Annotated in this window: 19 protein-coding genes and 1 pseudogene; 10 read left to right on the forward strand and 10 right to left on the reverse strand. The window is 42.6% G+C overall.

Going from position 1 to position 19,420, the window contains the following annotated elements; translation table 11 throughout:
* Positions 1-123: 123 nt before the first annotated feature.
* From LC653_RS07730 to LC653_RS07740, 3 genes are all read left to right on the forward strand, one after another.
* A complete protein-coding gene (locus LC653_RS07730) occupies positions 124-2,262 on the forward strand; it encodes a cation:proton antiporter domain-containing protein (RefSeq protein ID WP_229493871.1) in 2,139 nt (712 codons plus the stop codon).
* 676 nt (positions 2,263-2,938) lie between these two features.
* Entirely contained in the window at positions 2,939-3,889 is a 951-nt protein-coding gene (locus LC653_RS07735; protein ID WP_229493872.1) for a UDP-glucuronic acid decarboxylase family protein, read from the forward strand.
* Between the two features lie 238 nt (positions 3,890-4,127).
* Positions 4,128-5,519: a UDP-glucose dehydrogenase family protein gene (locus LC653_RS07740; RefSeq protein WP_229493874.1), complete on the forward strand. Its 1,392-nt coding sequence runs from the start codon at positions 4,128-4,130 to the stop codon at positions 5,517-5,519.
* Positions 5,520-6,014: 495 nt separating this feature from the next.
* Here the strand turns inward: LC653_RS07740 and LC653_RS07745 are convergent, their stop codons facing one another.
* Positions 6,015-6,809: an LmeA family phospholipid-binding protein gene (locus LC653_RS07745; RefSeq protein ID WP_229493876.1), complete on the reverse strand. Its 795-nt coding sequence runs from the start codon at positions 6,807-6,809 to the stop codon at positions 6,015-6,017.
* Positions 6,810-7,253: 444 nt separating this feature from the next.
* Between LC653_RS07745 and LC653_RS07750 the strand changes: the two genes are divergently transcribed.
* Positions 7,254-8,939 (forward strand): DUF262 domain-containing protein, encoded by a 1,686-nt coding sequence (locus LC653_RS07750; RefSeq protein ID WP_229493878.1) that lies wholly within the window; start codon positions 7,254-7,256, stop codon positions 8,937-8,939.
* Positions 8,940-8,989: 50 nt separating this feature from the next.
* On the opposite strand, the gene LC653_RS07755 is transcribed toward LC653_RS07750, so the two are convergent.
* The 8 genes from LC653_RS07755 to LC653_RS07790 all read right to left on the reverse strand — a co-directional run bounded on the left by LC653_RS07755 (position 8,990) and on the right by LC653_RS07790 (position 13,890).
* A complete protein-coding gene (locus LC653_RS07755) occupies positions 8,990-9,211 on the reverse strand; it encodes a type II toxin-antitoxin system HicB family antitoxin (RefSeq protein WP_179074584.1) in 222 nt (73 codons plus the stop codon).
* The gene (locus LC653_RS07760; RefSeq protein WP_229493879.1) at positions 9,208-9,465 is read right to left on the reverse strand and encodes a type II toxin-antitoxin system HicA family toxin; all 258 of its coding nucleotides are present in this window, start codon (positions 9,463-9,465) and stop codon (positions 9,208-9,210) included. Before LC653_RS07760 ends, LC653_RS07755 begins: the two co-directional genes overlap by 4 nt.
* A 74-nt stretch (positions 9,466-9,539) precedes the next feature.
* A complete protein-coding gene (locus tag LC653_RS07765; RefSeq protein ID WP_229493881.1) occupies positions 9,540-10,154 on the reverse strand; it encodes a hypothetical protein in 615 nt (204 codons plus the stop codon).
* Positions 10,155-10,180: 26 nt separating this feature from the next.
* Positions 10,181-10,597, reverse strand: a complete 417-nt coding sequence (locus LC653_RS07770) for a type II toxin-antitoxin system VapC family toxin (protein ID WP_229493883.1) — start codon at positions 10,595-10,597, stop codon at positions 10,181-10,183.
* Positions 10,584-10,844 carry a CopG family transcriptional regulator gene (locus LC653_RS07775; protein ID WP_229493885.1) on the reverse strand — a complete coding sequence of 87 codons (261 nt, stop codon included), beginning with the start codon at positions 10,842-10,844 and terminating at the stop codon, positions 10,584-10,586. Before LC653_RS07775 ends, LC653_RS07770 begins: the two co-directional genes overlap by 14 nt.
* A gap of 49 nt (positions 10,845-10,893) precedes the next feature.
* Positions 10,894-12,144 carry a competence/damage-inducible protein A gene (locus LC653_RS07780; RefSeq protein WP_229493887.1) on the reverse strand — a complete coding sequence of 417 codons (1,251 nt, stop codon included), beginning with the start codon at positions 12,142-12,144 and terminating at the stop codon, positions 10,894-10,896.
* 118 nt (positions 12,145-12,262) lie between these two features.
* Entirely contained in the window at positions 12,263-13,546 is a 1,284-nt protein-coding gene (glyA, locus tag LC653_RS07785; protein WP_229493888.1) for a serine hydroxymethyltransferase, read from the reverse strand.
* A gap of 98 nt (positions 13,547-13,644) precedes the next feature.
* Positions 13,645-13,890 carry a hypothetical protein gene (locus LC653_RS07790; RefSeq protein WP_229493890.1) on the reverse strand — a complete coding sequence of 82 codons (246 nt, stop codon included), beginning with the start codon at positions 13,888-13,890 and terminating at the stop codon, positions 13,645-13,647.
* Positions 13,891-13,906: 16 nt separating this feature from the next.
* Here LC653_RS07790 and LC653_RS07795 point away from each other — a divergent pair, with 16 nt between their 5' ends.
* From LC653_RS07795 to LC653_RS07805, 3 genes and pseudogenes are all read left to right on the forward strand, one after another.
* Positions 13,907-14,653, forward strand: coding sequence for a TRP family putative cation channel (locus LC653_RS07795; RefSeq protein ID WP_229493892.1), 747 nt, complete (start codon positions 13,907-13,909; stop codon positions 14,651-14,653).
* A gap of 8 nt (positions 14,654-14,661) precedes the next feature.
* Positions 14,662-15,279, forward strand: a complete 618-nt coding sequence (locus tag LC653_RS07800; protein WP_229493893.1) for a DUF4231 domain-containing protein — start codon at positions 14,662-14,664, stop codon at positions 15,277-15,279.
* A 506-nt stretch (positions 15,280-15,785) separates the two neighbouring features.
* A pseudogene (locus LC653_RS07805) lies at positions 15,786-16,526 on the forward strand (RNA-guided endonuclease InsQ/TnpB family protein); the annotation flags it as partial.
* A 25-nt stretch (positions 16,527-16,551) separates the two neighbouring features.
* On the opposite strand, the gene LC653_RS07810 reads toward LC653_RS07805, so the two are convergent.
* Positions 16,552-17,841 carry a tRNA nucleotidyltransferase/poly(A) polymerase-related protein gene (locus LC653_RS07810; RefSeq protein WP_229493895.1) on the reverse strand — a complete coding sequence of 430 codons (1,290 nt, stop codon included), beginning with the start codon at positions 17,839-17,841 and terminating at the stop codon, positions 16,552-16,554.
* A gap of 281 nt (positions 17,842-18,122) precedes the next feature.
* On the opposite strand from LC653_RS07810, the gene LC653_RS07815 reads away from it, so the two are divergent.
* From LC653_RS07815 to LC653_RS07825, 3 genes are all read left to right on the forward strand, one after another.
* Positions 18,123-18,371 carry a Ycf34 family protein gene (locus LC653_RS07815; RefSeq protein ID WP_100899275.1) on the forward strand — a complete coding sequence of 83 codons (249 nt, stop codon included), beginning with the start codon at positions 18,123-18,125 and terminating at the stop codon, positions 18,369-18,371.
* A 216-nt stretch (positions 18,372-18,587) separates the two neighbouring features.
* The gene (locus tag LC653_RS07820; RefSeq protein WP_229493897.1) at positions 18,588-18,992 is read left to right on the forward strand and encodes a hypothetical protein; all 405 of its coding nucleotides are present in this window, start codon (positions 18,588-18,590) and stop codon (positions 18,990-18,992) included.
* Positions 18,955-19,293, forward strand: coding sequence for a hypothetical protein (locus LC653_RS07825; protein ID WP_229493899.1), 339 nt, complete (start codon positions 18,955-18,957; stop codon positions 19,291-19,293). Before LC653_RS07820 ends, LC653_RS07825 begins: the two co-directional genes overlap by 38 nt.
* Positions 19,294-19,420: the final 127 nt, after the last annotated feature.

A 19,420-nucleotide genomic window follows, 5' to 3' on the forward strand; every position in this document is an offset into this window, starting at 1 on the left:
AGTGTAAATTAATATATTGGATTTATTTGATTTTTGCTCAGGTGGCTTCTCTATCTATTTATATCGATTAAGCGATCGCCCCAAGGTAATCGCGTTTTACCATAGCCCCTTCAATTCCTACCTATGGAACTCATATCACAAGTTCTTGCTCTGGAGGCAACTTCCGAAGTTCTTGGCAAGGAACCAATTGTTCCCTTTGCTATTTTGCTGGTGGTTATCTTAGTTATACCCATCATGTTTGAGCGGCTAAGATTACCAGGATTAGTGGGTTTGGTTTTCTCAGGGGTAGTACTCGGGCCCTCAGGCTGGAATCTATTTCAGTCGGACTCACCGATGATTAACCTACTATCAGACATTGGGTTAATTTACTTGCTGTTTGTCGCAGGGCTAGAAGTTGATCTAGAACAGTTTCGCCGGCAAAAAAGTCGTGCCTTCGGGTTTGCTAGCTTAACTTTCACTGTACCCCTGGTGATGGGAACTTTAGTAGGGCTGATTTTAGGCTATGGCTGGAATACTTCAATATTAATTGGCTCTTTATTCGCTTCCTATACTCTTTTGGCATATCCCATAATCAGCCGTTTGGGAGTGGTCAACAACGAAGCTGTTACGGTCACCATTGGAGCTAAGATTTTTACAGATATTGGCGCAGTACTGATCTTAGCCCTTTGTGTAGCCGTCGCTGATATTGGAGCATTCAGCTTTGCTAAACTACTCACCTTGTCGGGTTGGTTAATTATTTACTCTGTAGCCGTTGTCACAGGTTTTGATTGGGCAGGTAAAGAATTTTTCAAACGGTCTGGAGACGACGAAGGAAACAAGTTTTTGTTTGTGTTGCTTTCTGTGTTTCTGGCGGCTGTGGGCGCTCAATTGATTGGGGTAGAGAAAATTGTTGGTGCCTTTTTAGCGGGTTTGGCGGTAAATGAAGCTGTAGGGGAAGGGCCAGTCAAACAAAAGGTGGTATTTATTGGCAGTGTGCTATTCATTCCGATTTTCTTTGTTGACCTTGGCTTAACAATCAATCTACCCGCCTTTGTGAACAACCTAGACACGCTCAAGTTAACGCTGTTGATGATAATCGGTTTGATTGTCAGTAAATTGATTGCAGCTTTTTTCATAAAACTGGTTTACCGCTATAAGTGGCAAGAAATGCTAACCATCTGGTCGCTATCACTTCCTCAGGTTGGTACAACGTTAGCAGCAACGTTAGTGGGATACGGGGCTGGGTTGCTGCCACTAGAAGTATTACACAGCGTTATTGTCTTAATGGTTGTCACATCAACCTTGGGGCCGTTGCTCACTAGTAGAATAGCTGTTGGTTTGAATTCCTCAACCGCCGAAGAGCTAACCCCCCCCCTACCTGACCAAAACGCACCAGGGACAGACAGTGCTTTTACTATAGTCGTACCTGTCTATAATCCTCACACCGAGCAGTATTTGATTGAAATGGCCGCGTTATTAGCGCGTCAATCTAAGGGAAAAATTATACCGCTTGCGATCGCTAATGCCACCGCTCAAATGGATGCACCGCAGTTAGAAGCGTCTCTACAACGGAGTGAGCAATTATTAACCAAAGCCACGGTACACAGTCGAGTATTGGGCGTAGGCGCAGAACCAATGCTGCGGATTGATGATGCCTTTGCTCAAGGAATTAGCAGAGCGGCTCGTGAACAAAAGGCTAATTTAATCGTTATGGGTTGGGGTAAACGGACTGGGTTGCGAGCGCGTTTATTTGGGAATGTGATTGATGGTGTGCTTTGGGCATCCCATTGTCCAGTAGCGGTAACACGTCTAGTAGAATCACCAAAAAAAATTCAGCGTATCTTAGTACCAGTAGAAAACTTAACAGCACCTACATTACAGCCTGTACAATTTGCCCAGATGCTGGCAGAGGCAAATCAGAGCCACATTACTGTACTGAATGTGTGCGATCGCCGCACTAGTTCTAGTAAAATTGCTTGGAGGCGATCGCATCTCTCCCTATTGGTATCTAAATTGGCTTTGACCAATGCCCCAGAAATTCAAATTATCGCTCATGAAAATGTTGCTCAAGCAATTTTGCAGGCAGCACGATTATATGATCTAGTAGTTTTACCTTTTATACGTAATCGTACCAGCCCTGGAGGGTTAGCCATTAGCGATGTCACAACTCAGTTAGCCAGACAACTTACCTGCTCCATTGTCATGCTTGGAGAACCGCAACGCACTCAAACCACTAATTTAGTTATGTCTAAGACGGTTACTAGCATTACCTCTGCTGTATGATATGAAGCATAGTTTAGTCCACTCATGTGGACTTAGGCTGCGTTGGTGTAGTCCGCATTTCGACTTAGCTCAGTGACCACCGGAGGCATGGCATTGACAACAATCTTTGCAACAAATTAATCGCCTATAAGGGCATACAGATGTACGCCTCTACACACGTATGTACTTGTAGCAGGAATTTCGTGAAATGATATGAGCCTATGTACTCAATACCGTTGGGATAAGCAGGGGAGACTCTTGAGGAAAGAGGGTTATTGTTGAGTAATTCTTCTCTTTCCCTGCCTCTCTTCTCCCCCTGCCCCCTGCCTTTCTTTGTAAATGCAACAACTTGGCTATTGCAAAAATATGGGTAATTGTAATGCCTTAAACTGGGGAAAGTGTCAACCTATTCCTGCATCCAATTGAAAACAGTAGTAGCCATAAAAACGCTTTATATTGTTGAAGATTTGATGAACTTTAGGTGGAAGACTGACAATTTTTGTTATTTTACTAGTTAAATTATTAAGGAAGCAAGTAAAAAATAATAAAACTATAACCGTAGAAAAATAGGTAAATTCAACGACACTTTTTGCTTAAACATTGTTCTTTTTTTCGTTTTGTATTTTTGTACTCAACCTGGGTAACCTAAAAGTAAGTGCAATAGCTACTGAAAATATTTGCAAGTAACTGGGAAATTATGAGAATTTTGGTGACGGGTGGTGCTGGGTTTATTGGTTCCCATCTCATCGACCGACTAATGAATGATGGGCATGAATTAATATGCTTGGATAATTTTTACACTGGTCACAAACGGAACATCCTTAAATGGTTAGGTCATCCGTACTTTGAACTGATCCGCCACGATATTACCGAACCAATTCGGTTAGAAGTGGATCAAATTTATCATTTAGCTTGTCCTGCTTCACCAGTACATTACCAGTACAACCCAGTTAAAACCGTTAAAACTAACGTGATGGGAACACTCAATATGTTGGGGCTGGCTAAACGGGTGAAAGCTAGGTTTTTCTTGGCTTCAACCAGTGAAGTATACGGTGATCCAGAAGTTCATCCCCAACCTGAGGAGTATCGGGGTAGCGTTAATCCCATTGGGATACGTTCATGCTACGACGAAGGTAAAAGAATTGCTGAGACTCTAGCATTTGATTACTATAGGCAAAATAAAGTTGATATTCGAGTTGTTCGGATATTTAACACCTACGGGCCGAGAATGTTAGAAAATGATGGCCGGGTGGTGAGCAACTTTATAGTTCAAGCCTTGCGGGGTAATCCTTTAACCGTTTACGGTGATGGTTCGCAAACTCGTAGTTTCTGCTATGTTTCCGATTTAGTCGAAGGATTCATCCGTTTAATGAATAGCGACTACATTGGCCCAGTAAATCTGGGTAATCCTGGTGAATATACAATTTTGCAATTGGCACAAGCTGTGCAAAATATGATTAACCCAGACGCACAGATTAAATTCGAGCCACTACCTTTGGACGATCCCCGGCGTCGCCAGCCTGATATAACAAAGGCAAAAACTTGGTTAAATTGGGAACCGACTATTCCTCTGCAAGAAGGGTTAAAACTAACAATAGAAGATTTTCGCGATCGCATTCAAAGCGATGAAAATAATTCAACCACCTAAGCAGCACCTAGCGTTACTCTAAATTTCATCCAGGCTCACCTATCGGTAGCTAGTACCGCAAGGCGAAGTCAAAAGTCAAAAGTTTTGTATATCAAGCTTTTTGCAAGTTTTAAAATGGTAGCTTGATTTACGCAGCGCTGTACTAGTATGCTTGGTGGCTGAGTTGACTGCCAGTGTTTAAGTCTCATCTTGATACTTCTTTTTAAAGACTAACCCCAAAAAAGTGAGGAGTTAAAAAATGCGTGTTTGCGTGATTGGTACTGGTTACGTTGGTTTAGTTACAGGTGCTTGCTTGGCTCATATTGGGCATGATGTAATTTGCGTAGACAATAACGAAGAAAAAGTTAAGTTAATGAAGTCTGGGCAGTCCCCGATTTTTGAGCCGGGACTCTCAGAAATTATGCAGTCTGCCATTCAAACAGAGAAAATTCATTTTACTAGCGATCTTGCTGCTGGAGTTTCCCACGGAGAAGTTCTGTTTATTGCTGTGGGAACGCCACCTTTACCCACTGGTGAAAGTGATACTCGTTATGTTGAAGCTGTAGCCCGTGGGATTGGGGAAAATCTCAATGGTGGTTATAAAGTCATAGTAAATAAATCTACAGTACCCATTGGCTCAGGTGACTGGGTGCGGATGCTTGTTCTAGATGGTGTTGCTGAACGGCAGAAAACATTAGTACCCGCAGGTGGGGTGCCGAGTGATGAGAAATTACCTGAGTTTGCAGCCGAGTTTGATGTAATCAGCAATCCAGAGTTTTTGCGCGAAGGTTCGGCAGTGTACGACACCTTCAACCCCGATCGCATTGTACTAGGAGGCAATAGTCAAAGAGCAGTAGCCTTAATGCGACAACTTTATGCCCCAATTGTAGAACGCAAGTACGCTGACGATCAATCTTTACCCCCTGTGCCAATTTTGGCAACAGACCTAAGTTCGGCGGAGATGATTAAATACGCCGCTAATGCTTTTTTAGCCACTAAGATTAGTTTTATTAACGAAGTTGCTAATATTTGTGATCGCGTCGGTGCTGATGTTACCCAAGTAGCCAAAGGTATCGGTCTAGACTCCCGTATTGGTAACAAATTTTTACAAGCTGGTATTGGTTGGGGTGGTTCTTGTTTTCCCAAAGATGTCTCCGCTCTGGTTCACACTGCTGATGATTATGGCTATGAAGCCCAATTACTCAAAGCTGCTGTCAGTGTCAACGAACGCCAGAGATTGATTGCTTTAGAAAAACTCCAAAAAGTTCTGAAAATTCTCAAAGGCAAAACAGTTGGACTACTCGGACTGACCTTCAAGCCCGATACCGACGACTTGCGCGACGCCCCAGCCCTCAACCTAATTGAGCAGCTAAATCGACTGGGAGCCAAAGTTAAAGCCTACGACCCCATTGTTTCCCAAACAGGTTTACGTCATGGGCTTTCTGGTGTGCTAGTAGAAACCGATGCCGAAAGACTAGCTGATGGCTGCGATGCCTTAGTACTCGTCACCGAATGGCAGCAATTCAGCACTCTCGACTATGTGAAGATGGCGAAATTAATGGCCCATCCCGTTATCATCGACGGTCGTAACTTCCTTGACCCCGAAGCAATGATACGGGCTGGATTCCAATATGTAGGGGTGGGACGATAGAGGTTTAGGAGTTAGGAGCGATAAATGATGCATAAGAATTGCTTACAACTTATAATCCATAACTCCCAACTCTCTTAAAAACCCAAATATTTACAATACCGCCTAAAACGATTTAGGCGGTATTTAATTTTGTTTTAGAGCTTCATGCAAAGACGCTAAAAAAACGTGAATTCGACTATTCATATACTGTCCGTCTATTTAGCCCTATCAAAAGACCGCTAAGAGATTTTACAAGATAAAACTGTCTGTTTGACAGGCGAGAGAAACTTCAATACGGTTCGGATAAGATCCCCCCGCCTGCGGCGACCCCCTTAAAAAGGGGGTAAAGATCAGAAAAAGCCTCCCAATTTATTGGGGGGTTGGGGGATCTTCGAGAGAAAACATGTTAACCGACCCGTATTGAGAGAAACTTGAACTAAAGTTCAAGGCAGGGAGAGGTTCATCGAACTCACGTTATAAAAACTTTACTTACCTTGGTTACGTGAAAATCTCATATCAAGCGCTATGTGGAATACGTTCAATTTCAGCATATCCACTGAAAATAAGTTTTTGACCTTCAGTTTCTAATCGGTTGAGCCGCATTTTCACTCCATCGAGGTCAAAACGATCCAAATCGACCATATTATCTAAAATTTCTACCAGCGCCACGCTCAAGGTTTGCGAGATTTCCCGTTGTGCTTCTGGCACTTGGTCAAGCTCAATTTTTGGATCTTTGAAGGAAACTCGCCGCCGCCTTTCAATGCCTAAAGTTAGGCTCATGTTCAGGGGAACGAGTTCGCCATTGTTTAAATCTGCTTTTGCTACAAGCTGTAAGCGATTTCCTGGCAATAGCTGTACCTGTACTTCCGTAAAGGAGACTGGTTCACCCCCAGATAATTCTGTCAGTGATGGTACGGTGAGGTTAAGCAGGCGCTTTTTCACCAGTTCCGCATTAAAGGCTTGGTTTATCCCTGCTTCTGATAAAATTACTTGAGCGATCGCTTGAGTGGGTTGCTTGAGACTGAGTTTGCCACTTAAAACCGAGCCGAAGTCAATGGCAACCGCATCGGTTTCAAAAGACATCTCCTCTACCGCGAAATCTCTCCGAATCACCAAGCCACGACCGCTCATTTTGAAGCTATCAATGCTGCCTTGCAACAGTTTGCTGGAGGGGTAGCAGCGCACAAAGACTTCTACTGACTCGCTCATGCTAAACAGGTGGCGAATCGTTTGGCTGGCGACCGTGTTGAGCATCCGCTCTCCCCAATCTGTGCCTTTAGGATCTTGTAAACCAGTAAGTCCGCCGAACATGTGGTTTTGGGTCTCTAGAAGTTCTTTGTACTTTTGTAACAAACTGTGAAGAATACAGCAAGCGATCCCGTGATTAATTGTGCTGATGGGTAGGCATAGAATGGCTGATGGTTACAAGGCCACTGTATCAGATGTTACTACTTACAACGGGAGTGGAGGACGTAAATGTAGGTCAAACACGTTTTGTTGAGGAATTTAAACGGGAAATGCAGCACAAGTATGGCATTTCTAGTGAGGAAAACTGAGTCAGATGTTGACATTAATATAGAATTTCTGCAAGGAAAGTTATGAATAACTTATTGGTGGGAATACTTTAACTAGGACATCAGACAGCTTATCACCACTGCTAATTATGACACAGCTAAATCTAACCTAGCTGATTACGTGAGAGCGGTTTGTGCTGAAGCTTTGATACCTACAGTTTCCTAATAACGTACTAAAACCATGAAAGCTACTCAAACCAAGTTTCTCAACTTTTTAGAAGGCAACAAGCAATTAATCATCCCCATCTATCAGCGTCCTTATAGTTGGACAATTACTCAATGCCAGCAGCTATGGAATGATATTCTGCGTGCTGCTAAGGACAATGAAATTTCAGGGCATTTCATTGGTTCATTAGTTTACATGGTAGATACTGTGTATCTAACAGCAGTAATACCTAAATTGTTAGTTATTGATGGTCAGCAACGTTTAACAACCCTTTCATTACTACTTTCTGTTTTAAGTAAAGCTATTAGAGCAAGTAATGAAGAAATTGATATTAGTTCTGAAGCCCTAGAGGATTTTTATCTTTTTAATAGACATGCAAAGGGTAGTGAACGATACAAATTACTTTTAAATAAGAAAGATAGAGAAACTCTAATTCGATTGCTAGAAGATACAGAAATACCTAACGATAAATCTCAGCAGCTTGTTGATAACTACCGATATTTTGAGAGTCAAATTCCTAAACTAGACATTGACCTTAATAGCCTGTATCGAGGTATATGCAAGTTAATGATTGTAGAAATTTCTTTGGAGCGCGATCGTGATGATCCACAATTAATATTTGAAAGTCTAAATTCCACAGGACTTGAGCTTTCGGAAGCAGACAAGATTCGGAACTATGTACTGATGGGACTTCAACCGGAGGAGCAGAACGAAATTTACAACCTCTATTGGCATCCAATGGAGAAAAACTTTGATAAAACCGGATATTCTCAGCTATTTGACCGCTTCATTCGGGACTATCTGACCATCAAATCTAGATCAGGAACTATTCCTAATATTAGAGAAGTCTATAATAGCTTTAAGATTTATGTACAAGGGAAAAAAGATACTTTAATCAAAGAGATATTAGCGGATGTTTACCTTTACTCTAAATATTTTGTCAAGTTAGCTTTTGCTGAGGAAACTGACCAAGAAATTAAGCAGTTAATTACGGATATTAATACTCTTAAGGTAGATGTTGCCTATCCATTTTTAATAGAAGTTTATGATGATTACAATCAAAATAAAATAGCACGAAAAGAATTTATCAGCATTCTTAGGCTTGTGGAAAGCTATGTATTTCGGCGGACTATCTGTGGCATTCCTACTAACTATATGAACAAGAATTTTGCCACTTTAAGTCGAGAAGTTGACCGAGAAAACTACTTAGAAAGTTTACAGATTGCTTTGAGTAGTAAAAAGAGTTATAAAAGATTTCCAGATGATGAAGAGTTTCGTCGAGAGTTGCTAGTTAAGGATATTTATAACTTTCGCGGTCGCAACTATCTACTTCGTAAACTAGAAAATTATGAGCGGAAAGAGTTAGTCAATGTTGAAGAATATAGTATTGAGCATATCATGCCACAAAATCCCAATCTTTGTTTAGAATGGCAGGCAGATTTGGGAGAACAATGGAAAGAAATTCGAGCCAAATATCTACACACTATTGGAAATCTAACTCTAACTGGATATAACCCTGAGTTGAGCGATCGCCCGTTTATAGAGAAGCGGGATAAAAAGGATGGTGGATTCGCAGATAGCCCTCTACGTCTGAATCGGGGGTTGCAACATCTGAAACAGTGGAACGAAACAGAAATCAATAAAAGAGCAGAATTATTAGCAGATATAGCTGTTAAAGTTTGGTCTTCTCCATGTATGTGAAGTGAGGCGATCGCAACCTCTACACAAAAATGCGATCGCCTCTCTGCTAATTATGAGGCTATCTGGTAAATTGCAGGACGATATCTCGGTTCAGGAATTAGTTTTCCCTCCTTTTTCGCAGCATCTAACCATGCTTCTTTTGCTTTCAAAACTTCATGAAGTGCTTCTTCTTCAGTTGAACCAAACGCTGAACAGTATTTCAAATCAGGAATATCAGCAATATAGCCCTCATCTTCTTGACTGTAGAAGATATTAATATGATAGTTTTTCATCCTTCATCCTCCAAAGTAAGTGTATATTTTTCAATCAAAATCAAAAATTGACGGACTTGATACGGAACAGCTTCGCCCTTTCGATTTTGCAGGTTAACAAGCTCAGGAATATCTGGATTAGTAAATATGTGGTGACTGCCATTAACCCGTGATAGAGAAAATCCAAACGCCTCAACCAAAGTCACCAGTTCATTAAATTGAATATTCTTAGAGCTAGAAAGAAGTTTCTCTAGCAATTTACGTTTTTTCGACATTTATACACTTTATCATCACAAAATCAAAAGCGTGTAGATACAAAGCAGCTTGTGATCATACATCGCTATATTTCTTAACAACCGAGTATCGCCACCAAAATCCGAAGCAAGTCTTCTATGTCAGCAGGAACACGATATAAATTGAGGTCTTGAGTTATTTGTTTACTTTCTCGATTCAATAGACCAAATTGCCAGATATCCCCTGTAGAAACAGCCCCCTGTAAATTTGGCTCTTGAGAGTCAGTCCACGCATCAATAGCAATCAGTTCTACAGCAAGCTGAGTAAAGCCCCTTGCCAAATCAGCATTTTTAGCTTCCACAACCAAGAGTTTATGCTCTGCATGGAGATAATAGTCAAGGGAACCTTTTAACTGTTCTGTAACAATTAAAGGATATTCAATTCTAAGTTGGGCGCGAGTGTAATGAATAACATCCAGTAAAATTGGAGCAATTAGTAACTCTCTGCGGGCTGCCTCACTAGTCAAACTAATATATGGCAAACTCTCCTCAATCCTAGATTTGAGATTTGCGAGTCTATCTAATTCAATCGTGGACTTTTGTTGATTGAGAGAGGAACGTTTTAAAGAATAGCCAAATTCAGCCAGTATATCTTCTGGCTCGAATGACATCTCAAAATAGCTTCTGAAAGTGTATGATTGATTTGGTTTAAGAATAGGAATTTTGCTCATACCTGCATAATTCGTAATTGAGTTTTTTAACATACCATCAGATTTTCAAACGGATACTGATTTTTCCAACGGTAAGCATTAAAATCTCCGAAATCTATAGACAAAATTCTTCCATGCCCCAGATGTTCTGCCAAAACTACTAACGAAGCATCGGCCAGATCCATTGGTAAGTTCGCATATTTTTCCATCAGTTCACAAATGCGTTTACCATCATGGGGTTGCAAATCAAAAACCGTAAAGGCCCCTAAAAATAAGTTATTAATGAAACTTACTTGCGCGTGGTTCCCCATCTTTGTTAGCAGTAGATAGCAAGTCTCTGTAACGACAGCCGAAGTCGTAATCAGAGGTTCGTTGACATTGGCAAGTACTGTTATTGCTTGAGTGTGGTACAAGTCATTTCGATTTGCTAAGGCTAACCAAAAGCCAGTATCAACGATAATCATACTTAGCTTTCAAGCCATCTCTCAAAATTAATTTGTAATTTACAGACAGATCCGAATCTGTATGACCACAACCAATAAAGCCTGTTTGAGTCAGCATTGACAAGGCGTTCTTTTGCTCCTGCTGAAGCTGCTGGTAATACAATTCAATAGCAGACTTAATCACATCTGTTACTGCCTGATTAGTCCGCTGTTGAATAAATGCTAGTTTATCAGCATACTCGTCATCTAATCGCGCATTAATTCGCATCGTCAGGTTCGCTTGTCATACAATTTGTATGACAAACATAACATACCTCCTACCTCGTCAACAACTTCCGCCGCAGATTATCCAATGCTGCATTCGCACTCACATGACGAATTAAAGCTCGACCTCGCACTGTACCAAACTGATACTCAAAACTTGCTACTTCATCCTTTGGCCCAGCTAAACCAATGTAAACTAAACCCACTGGCTTAGTATCCGTCCCTCCAGTTGGGCCAGCAATACCAGTAATACTCAATCCCCAAGTTGTTGCAAGGCGGGTTTTGACTCCAACAGCCATTTGCTCTGCAACAGTTGCACTTACCGCCCCAAATTTATCTAAATCTTCTAGGTTAACCCCCAGCAGCCTAACCTTCACCGAATTGTCATAAGAAATTACGCCACCCCAAAAGTAATCAGAACTCCCAGAAATCTCAGTCAACATTTGCCCTAAACCGCCACCAGTGCAAGATTCTGCCACTGAAAGCGTTTCTTTTGATGCCCGCAATAACTGACCAACCACGGAAGCAAGAGTATCATTATTAACTCCGTAAAAATCTAGTCCGGCAATTTCTTTAAGTTGTTTTTCAATGGGCGCAATTAACGTTTCTGCGGCTGCTTCTGAAGTGGCTTTAGCAGAAACTCGCAATCTTACTTCCCCTTTACCTGCGTAAGGCGCTACTGTGGGATTTGGCAACTTCAAATAGGAAGCAACTTTTTCCGCCAAAGCAGATTCACCAATACCCCAAAACTTTAAACTCCGGCTGTAAATAATTTCTTTACCCCAACCTTGACTTTTGAGAAATGGTACGGCTGTTTCTTCCCACATCAGGTGCATTTCACTGGGAACACCGGGAAAGGTAAAAATTGTGATTTCAGGACGGGGTTGCCAAATGATACCGGGTGCTGTTCCACTGGGGTTGGGGAGAATTTCTGCACCTTGGGGAATCAAAGCTTGCTTGCGGTTACTTGGTGACATAACCCGACCACGTTGGGAGAATTTCTGGGTTATGTCTTCGATTATGTCAGAACGTTCTACTAAGGGAACTTTAAAAAAATCGGCGATGGTTTCGCAGGTGAGATCATCTGGTGTTGGGCCGAGTCCACCAGTGAAAATAAGAATTTGCGCTCTGGAAATAGCAATTTCTATAACTTGCTTCAACCGTTCTGGATTATCCCCAACCACTGTTTGATAGTAGTGGGGAATTCCGAGTTGCGCTAATTGTTGCGCCAAAAATTGAGCATTGCCGTTGAGGATATCTCCTAGCAGCAGTTCAGTACCAACACAAATAATTTCTGCACTCATTGGATTGGGGAAGGGGAGTAGGGAGTGGGGAGTAGGGAGTGGGGGCAGGGGGAGCAGGGGAGCAGGGGAGGCAGAGGGAGAAATAACCAATGCCCAATGCCCTATGCCCCATGCCCAATTATGCTAGTGCTGGTACAGGAATTTCCAGGTGAGGATATAAGGGGAAGCGATCGCACAATGCTGCTACCCGTTGCCGACAATCTTGGGTTACTACGTCGGAATCTGGAGAAAGCAGGCGATCGCTAATAATATTTGCAATCTCGGTAAATTCTGCTTCTCCTAAACCTCGCGTGGTCATTGCAGGCGAACCTAACCTCAGACCACTGGTAACAAATGGCGATTGCGGATCAAAGGGTATAGTATTTTTGTTAGCAGTAATATTCACGGTACTAACTAGCTGATCTGCCTGCTTACCAGTTAAACTGACAGAACGTAAATCTACCAAGATTAAATGGTTATCAGTGCCATTAGACACTAGCTTTAAACCCCGGTTTTGTAGTTGTTCTGCCAAAGCACGAGCATTTTCAATTACTTGAGCAGAATAGGTTTTAAACTCAGGCTTTAGGGCTTCTCCAAAAGCTACTGCTTTAGCAGCAATGACGTGTTCCAATGGCCCGCCTTGGCTGCCAGGAAAAACAGATTTATCTAGTTTTTTACCTAGTTCTGCGTCGCTGGTCAAAATTAAACCACCTCTAGGGCCGCGTAGAGTCTTATGTGTAGTTGTTGTCACCACATGACAATGAGGAATGGGATCGGGATGAAGACCACTAGCAACTAAACCAGCAATATGGGCAATATCGGCAAGTAAGTAAGCGCCGATTTCATCAGCAATACTACGGAACTTTTCAAAATCAATTATACGGGGATAAGCCGAATAACCACAAATCAAGAGCTTAGGACGCTCCCTCAGCGCCAGCTCCCGAATTTGATCGTAGTCAAGTTGTTCTGTTTGTTGGCTGACATTGTAGTGGCTAACTTGGAACCACTTACCTGAGACGTTTACAGGGGAACCGTGGGTGAGATGTCCCCCATGAGACAAATCCATTCCCATAATTTTGTCTCCTGGTTCCAACAGCGACAGGAACACTGCAAAATTCGCTTGTGCGCCAGAATGAGGTTGCACATTCGCATGAGCAGCACCAAATATCTGTTTAGCCCGGTTAATTGCCAGTTGCTCGATTTTGTCAATATACTCACAACCGCCATAGTAGCGTTTACCAGGCAATCCCTCGGCATATTTATTTGTCAGTACTGAACCTTGAGCCGCCAGTACAGCAGCAGAGGTAAAGTTTTCACTAGCAATCAACTCCAAGTGATCTCGCTGACGCTGTAGTTCGTCGTTGATTAACTCTGCGATCGCTGGATCGGTGGAGGTAAGAAAGTCTGAGTTAGTCTTAGTCACTTCAATTATCCTTGTGGAAATTTGTACAACGGCTGATTTTGGTTGGATACAGCACCTAACAGTCCACTCTGAAGATTCCATAGCCCAAAGTCTATAGTTCAACGATTTTTGACTGCTCTACAGAGGCGATTAATCGTCTCCGTACTATTGAGGTTTATTTGTGCCAACTTATTTATTATTAGACGATTAATTATCATAACGTTGCTTTTTGATGCTGCGCTAAATAAAGCTTGTTGCGATCGCTCCTCTGTGGGACAAAAAGCTGAAGCTTCAGCAATTGACTGTGCGTAATACAGCACTTGCGGAACATGGCTGCAAAGTTCTACGCTGGAAAACTTAAGCACTCAGTATTGTTGACAAATGAAAAATTTTTTGAAACTTACCTTTGACAGTGAACAAACAGCATTAGCTATTCGAGTTGATCAACAAGCTGAATTACCAGATGCTCTTGAGCGAATAGGGCTTGGCGGTTCGCGTTCTGTTTTAGTAGTGGTGGGGGGTGCAAGTAACATCAGTGAAGCCGACTTTCTCCGCATTAAACGGTTGTTTACAGAAGTTTTAGCCCCCATCGCCGAAAGTTTGGGGGCTTATGTTGTGGATGGAGGTACGGATGCGGGAGTAATGCAATTGATGGGTGAGGCTCGTACCCAGATAGGTGGTAAGTTTGCTTTGATTGGTGTAACACCCCAAAGCAAAGTGGCTTTACCTAATCAACAAGAACCTGCTGCTGATTTGACACCCTTAGAGCCAAACCATACTCATTTTGTACTGGTTCCTGGCGATAATTGGGGCGACGGGTCTATTTGGATATCTTGCGTTGCAACTGTGCTGGCCAATAATGCACCTTCGATAACTGTACTTTTGAACGGTGGTGAGATTACCTTTGAGGATGCGTTTAAGAGCGTTAATAGTGGAAGGTTAGTTGTTGTGATTGCTGGTAGTGGTAGAACCGCAGATATACTTGCAGATGCCTTGCGTGGACAAGCTACCGATGAACGAGCTAAAAAGTTAGCTAAATCTGGTACATTACAATACATCGACTTAATCGACATAGAGAAGGGAGTTGAAAAATTAGGCGAAATAATTAAGAGTTTGCTTTCTAATTAGGAGTAATAATGGCAAAAAAAGATAGTTATAATGAATTTTTAAAGGAAGAATTTAACAAGTTATTTGAAGGGATGAAGTTAGGCGATGTGCAAAAACATTTTTTGCGATCGCGCTGGTTAGACCAAGTACTCTGGATGGAAGGGAAGGCGAATTTTTCACGCGATCGCCATTATTTGTTGCGGATAACGACTATTGTTGGTGGTGTAATTCTCCCGGCATTGGTAAGTCTAAACATCAACACTACTCTACAAGTTAATAATAGAGCCAGGGATGTCATTATCTGGTCAACTTTTGGTTTGAGCCAAATAGTTGCTATTAGTGCTGCCATTGAAGAGTTTTTTCACTATGGAGAACGTTGGCGACACTATCGCCGTACAGTCGAATCATTAAAAAGCCAAGGGTGGCAATTCTCACAGTTGACAGGCCCTTATCGTAATTATACAAGCCATGAACAGGCGTTTAATCTTTTTGCAGGTAATGTAGAAGATATTATTCAACGAGATGTGGAAATATACTCCACTCAAGTTGTACAAGAAAAGAAAGAAGAAAAAGAGAGTCAGGAAAACTCTATTGTGATGCTAAATACAAAGATAACCAATTTGCAAGAAAAGAAAGAAGAAGAATAAACTCTTTCTTGCAATCTGCTCCCATTTTGGATTTTAGATTTGGCGGAAAGTCTGAGCTAAGGCTTCCTTATGACAGAACTTTCGCAGACAATACGCTTGGGTTAAGGCTAAAACTCTTTATCAAAGTCAAATTTTTAACGTAGACGCAAAGCGGTGAAGCAGCGCGGTCTTCTCCCAAGGGGAGACGATGCCGCGCATAGCGCCGGCGGCAAGCGAGTCCGCGAGCGTCTGGGGGTTTCCCCCATGAGCGACTGCTGTTAGCGCAGCGTTAGCGATAGCGCCGGCGGCAAGCGAGTCATCGAGCGTCGGTACGAGCGTCACCCGGAGGGCAAGCCGTCCGGCTACCGCTCCAGACGCAGAGGAAACAGAGAGAAGAGAAAAAAATCCTTGTTGGCACTTCCTCCACTGTCTTAAGTCAAGTGGAGGAAGTGCCGTTCGGCGTTCTTCTTGTGAGTCAATGGTCTGAAGTTATGGCGGTCGGTGCAACTAACGTTATTTGATATTCTCAGCGCGTGAGACTGGTTAAACGTGCAGATGGGTATTATGTTCAGTTTTCCATATCAGTAGACCGTGCAGAGGCAATCGCTCCAACTCATCAAACAGTTGGGTTAGACGTAGGGTTGTCTTGCTTTTATACTGATTCGCTTGGAAATAAAGTTGAAAATCCTCGGTTTTATCGAACCGGGGAACAAAAAATGAAACGGTCGCAAAGACTTGTTTCTAGAAAAGTGAAAGGTTCTAGCAACAGACGCAAAGCTAGAACTAGATTAGGTAGGGTTCACCTCAAAATAAGTAGACAGCGTAAAGACCATGCCGTGAAGTTGGCAAGGTGCGTAGTTCAGTCTAACGACTTGATAGCCTATGAAGACTTGAGGATTAAGAACATGGTCAAAAATCATTGCAAGGCATTGTCAATCAATGATGCTGGGTGGTATCAATTTAGGGTGTGGTTGGAGTATTTTGGAAAGGTATTTAAGAAGATTACTATTGCGGTAAATCCGTCATATACCTCGCAAGAATGTTCTGACTGTGGTTCCATTGTGAAAAAGTCACTATCTACTCGCACACACGTTTGTCAATGCGGCTGCAAGCTAGATAGAGATCACAACGCCGGGATAAACATCCTTAATTTAGGATTGGGTACAGTAGGGCATACTGGAACCTTTGTGCTAGACGCAAGCAACGCTTCTGGAGAATCGACCTCTACTCTAATTGGAGTAATCCTGTCAGAGCAAGCTGTTTCATAGATAGAAGAATCCCTGTACCTAAAGGTCAGGGAGTGTCAAATAACTGACGTGCATAAGCGATCGCCTCTGTTGATGTTGAGACTTTCCCCTCAGCTTGTGCTACGCCAACTTCTCTCAACAGTTGCCCGATAATTGGCGAAGCTGGAATATCTAATGCTATAATCAACTCCTTCCCGCTCACTAGTGGAGTGGGATGAGCAACCAGATCATCAGGGTTCAGGTAGCGGTTGATCAAAGGTGCCCAAATAAGGCAGCGTTTTGCTTTGGTTTCCACTGCTGGGTGTAGTGGCTTGTCACCAGACATCGCCTCTACCAAAATATCAAGTGCTACAGCTAAGACTGCCATAGCAGGAAACACAATATCTGCGTCATGGAAGAAAAAGTATTGTTTTCGTAAGGACATATCGACTACTTGAAGCTGCGGTAACAGTTTCAAGGCAGTGGTTACACCCCGGATTTCGGCACGACTATAAGTCAGTTCCTGTAGTTCTATTTCTGCTAACTCTGGAACTGGGTTGACAAGACAAGCAAGTTTGGCAATACCTAACCAAGTGGTTTTGATACTATCGCGGACATATTCTTGCAGTTGTGCCCCTAATTGTTGCCAATTTTCTGTAAGTAAGGCACCTGCTTCGTCAACTGCTGCTAGTTTGAGCAAGCTTTCACGGGTGGCATTTTTGAAGAAAGGGTTAAGTAAACCATCTTCCCAAGCACTTGTGATCCAAGGAGTACCCTGAGAATTGCTGAGTAGATAGCCAATTTCTACCCTAACTCGTTCGGCTGCAACTTTGCTGATATGTGATGCCAAAGAACGAATTGCGGCTTGGGTAGCTGGCTCAATAGTAAAACCTAGTTGGGCGGCTTGGCGATAACCTCGCATTAACCGTAAAGGGTCATCTTCTAGGTTCGCAGGTGATACCATTCGCAAAATGCCCTGTTGTAAGTCTGCATAACCTTGCAGAGGATCGATGATTTCTTGCGTATGGGGATTATAAGCGATCGCATTTACTGTAAAGTCCCGCCTGTGCAAGTCAACTTCTAAACTATCTCCTTCCTGTTGGGCAAAGTCAGCCGTGGCGTGGGGAAAAACCACACGAGCAATTTGTCGTTCTGCATCGAGTAACACAAAACCAGCTTTGTAATGATGAGCGATCGCTCTTGCTACCTTTACCGCCTTAGATGGTATAACAAAATCTAGATCCAGATATTCGCGGGTTCTGCCAAGAATAGCATCCCGTACAGCGCCACCTACCATGTAAGCGGGTTGTGGCAATAATTCCAAGCTGAAAGGCCAATTTTCGGGAGCTAATACCATTTTGGATTTTAGATTTTAGATTGTGTACTCCTACGGTGAAGCAAGCTACGAGTAGCATCTTGTAGAGAAAGAGTAGAGGCTACGCTGTCAGTGGCGGGTCTGAATCCCCCACGCTGTTGATTTTGACCGAAGGCGGACTTTCCTTGCTCCGCTCCTGAATTCTGACTTCTCAATTCTGAATTCTTCTTCAAGCATTGTAATAAAAATCAACCCAGCAACTCATGAATAACAGTTGGGCTTAAGTTAGATTAACAATAAAGGCCCCTGGAGTTGGTTCTATTATGTGTATTTGCGTGAACTGCCACTATGTAGACCGATGTGTTACCTATCATGCTGTAGAAGGGCAGCACCAACAGCCTCACTTGACCGAAACACCGAACTTTGATCCGAATGAACCTTCTATCAATGTCAACATTCGCACTAAAGATGATGTAATTGAAATGGAATGGGATGTTGTTGGTTGTCTGAGCTTTAAGCGAGAAACGGGTAAATGGTCGAAATTGCGTCCTGGTGAATTAGTGCCCACTTGACAGAAAATGATTGGTGTATCTTACAGCTATTTTCAGGTAAATAGACCACGCAGTAAGGGCACAGCAATGCTGTGCCCTTACGTCAGATGTGGTTCAAATACATGATTTCTGCTGTAATGAGATTTTGTTTATCAGTGATTGCTAATTCATGGTAAAGGGAGGAGATGTCAGGAAAGCGATCGCAAAAGATAAAAAAGCCAGCCAAGAGAAAACAGCATGACCAACGCACAGCGACTAGACCATGTAGAAGATGAACTCGAAACTGTTAAGCGATTGCTAGTGTCTACTGCTAGCTACGCCGAATCAGCAGGTAGGCGGCTTGACCAGTTGACGATAAAACAAGACCGTACCCAATCTCACCTTGATGAGTTGACGATAAAACAAGACCGTACCCAATCTCACCTTGACCAGTTGACGATAAAACAAGACCGTACCCAATCTCACCTTGATGAGTTGACGATAAAACAAGACCGTACCCAATCTCACCTTGATGAGTTGACGATAAAACAAGACCGTACCCAATCTCACCTTGATGAGTTGACGATAAAACAAGACCGTACCCAATCTCACCTTGATGAGTTAGTTGACGATAAAACAAGACCGTACCCAATCTCACCTTGATCAGATAGGGGTGCGTGTTGACCAGATAGGGGGAAAGGTTGACCAACTTTCTGATAAAGTTGATAGTTTTATCACTCACACGCAACGCCTATTTACAAAGGCAGGCAGTGAGATAGAGGAAACAAAGGCACGAACTGAGCGATTAGAAGCACTCATGCTAAAGCTTGACCGAAGCTTTGAAGAACAAAAATCTCAGTTTCAGGAGTTTCAACTTACCACGGGTGCTGCCTTGGAGCGAATTGACCGAGTTTTAGACTATCTACTGAGACAACAAGGCGGTAATCAAAATCCCTCATCCTAGCGCTCTTTTATTACTCTCATGAGAGTATAATTAATTACTAACAGTTTAACTTAGCAAGGGTATTTAATTGGGTTCAAGAACGGCTACCTCCACGATCACCGTGGTAGATCAGTACTGCGATGCCTAT

It is taken from the genome of Nostoc mirabile CHAB5784, from assembly GCF_020829645.1.
Lineage (GTDB): Bacteria > Cyanobacteriota > Cyanobacteriia > Cyanobacteriales > Nostocaceae > Nostoc > Nostoc mirabile.

What these genes read in the sequence shown, in the direction of transcription:
- LC653_RS07820 (WP_229493897.1), top strand. Translation starts at nt 18,588, where the DNA reads ATGACCAACGCACAGCGACTAGACCATGTAGAAGATGAACTCGAAACT.
- LC653_RS07745 (WP_229493876.1), bottom strand. Translation starts at nt 6,809, where the DNA reads ATGTTCGGCGGACTTACTGGTTTACAAGATCCTAAAGGCACAGATTGG.
- LC653_RS07730 (WP_229493871.1), top strand. Translation starts at nt 124, where the DNA reads ATGGAACTCATATCACAAGTTCTTGCTCTGGAGGCAACTTCCGAAGTT.
- LC653_RS07765 (WP_229493881.1), bottom strand. Translation starts at nt 10,154, where the DNA reads ATGAGCAAAATTCCTATTCTTAAACCAAATCAATCATACACTTTCAGA.
- LC653_RS07760 (WP_229493879.1), bottom strand. Translation starts at nt 9,465, where the DNA reads ATGTCGAAAAAACGTAAATTGCTAGAGAAACTTCTTTCTAGCTCTAAG.
- LC653_RS07740 (WP_229493874.1), top strand. Translation starts at nt 4,128, where the DNA reads ATGCGTGTTTGCGTGATTGGTACTGGTTACGTTGGTTTAGTTACAGGT.
- LC653_RS07800 (WP_229493893.1), top strand. Translation starts at nt 14,662, where the DNA reads ATGGCAAAAAAAGATAGTTATAATGAATTTTTAAAGGAAGAATTTAAC.
- LC653_RS07780 (WP_229493887.1), bottom strand. Translation starts at nt 12,144, where the DNA reads ATGAGTGCAGAAATTATTTGTGTTGGTACTGAACTGCTGCTAGGAGAT.
- LC653_RS07750 (WP_229493878.1), top strand. Translation starts at nt 7,254, where the DNA reads ATGAAAGCTACTCAAACCAAGTTTCTCAACTTTTTAGAAGGCAACAAG.
- LC653_RS07810 (WP_229493895.1), bottom strand. Translation starts at nt 17,841, where the DNA reads ATGGTATTAGCTCCCGAAAATTGGCCTTTCAGCTTGGAATTATTGCCA.
- LC653_RS07775 (WP_229493885.1), bottom strand. Translation starts at nt 10,844, where the DNA reads ATGCGAATTAATGCGCGATTAGATGACGAGTATGCTGATAAACTAGCA.
- LC653_RS07755 (WP_179074584.1), bottom strand. Translation starts at nt 9,211, where the DNA reads ATGAAAAACTATCATATTAATATCTTCTACAGTCAAGAAGATGAGGGC.
- LC653_RS07795 (WP_229493892.1), top strand. Translation starts at nt 13,907, where the DNA reads ATGAAAAATTTTTTGAAACTTACCTTTGACAGTGAACAAACAGCATTA.
- LC653_RS07770 (WP_229493883.1), bottom strand. Translation starts at nt 10,597, where the DNA reads ATGATTATCGTTGATACTGGCTTTTGGTTAGCCTTAGCAAATCGAAAT.
- LC653_RS07735 (WP_229493872.1), top strand. Translation starts at nt 2,939, where the DNA reads ATGAGAATTTTGGTGACGGGTGGTGCTGGGTTTATTGGTTCCCATCTC.
- LC653_RS07815 (WP_100899275.1), top strand. Translation starts at nt 18,123, where the DNA reads ATGTGTATTTGCGTGAACTGCCACTATGTAGACCGATGTGTTACCTAT.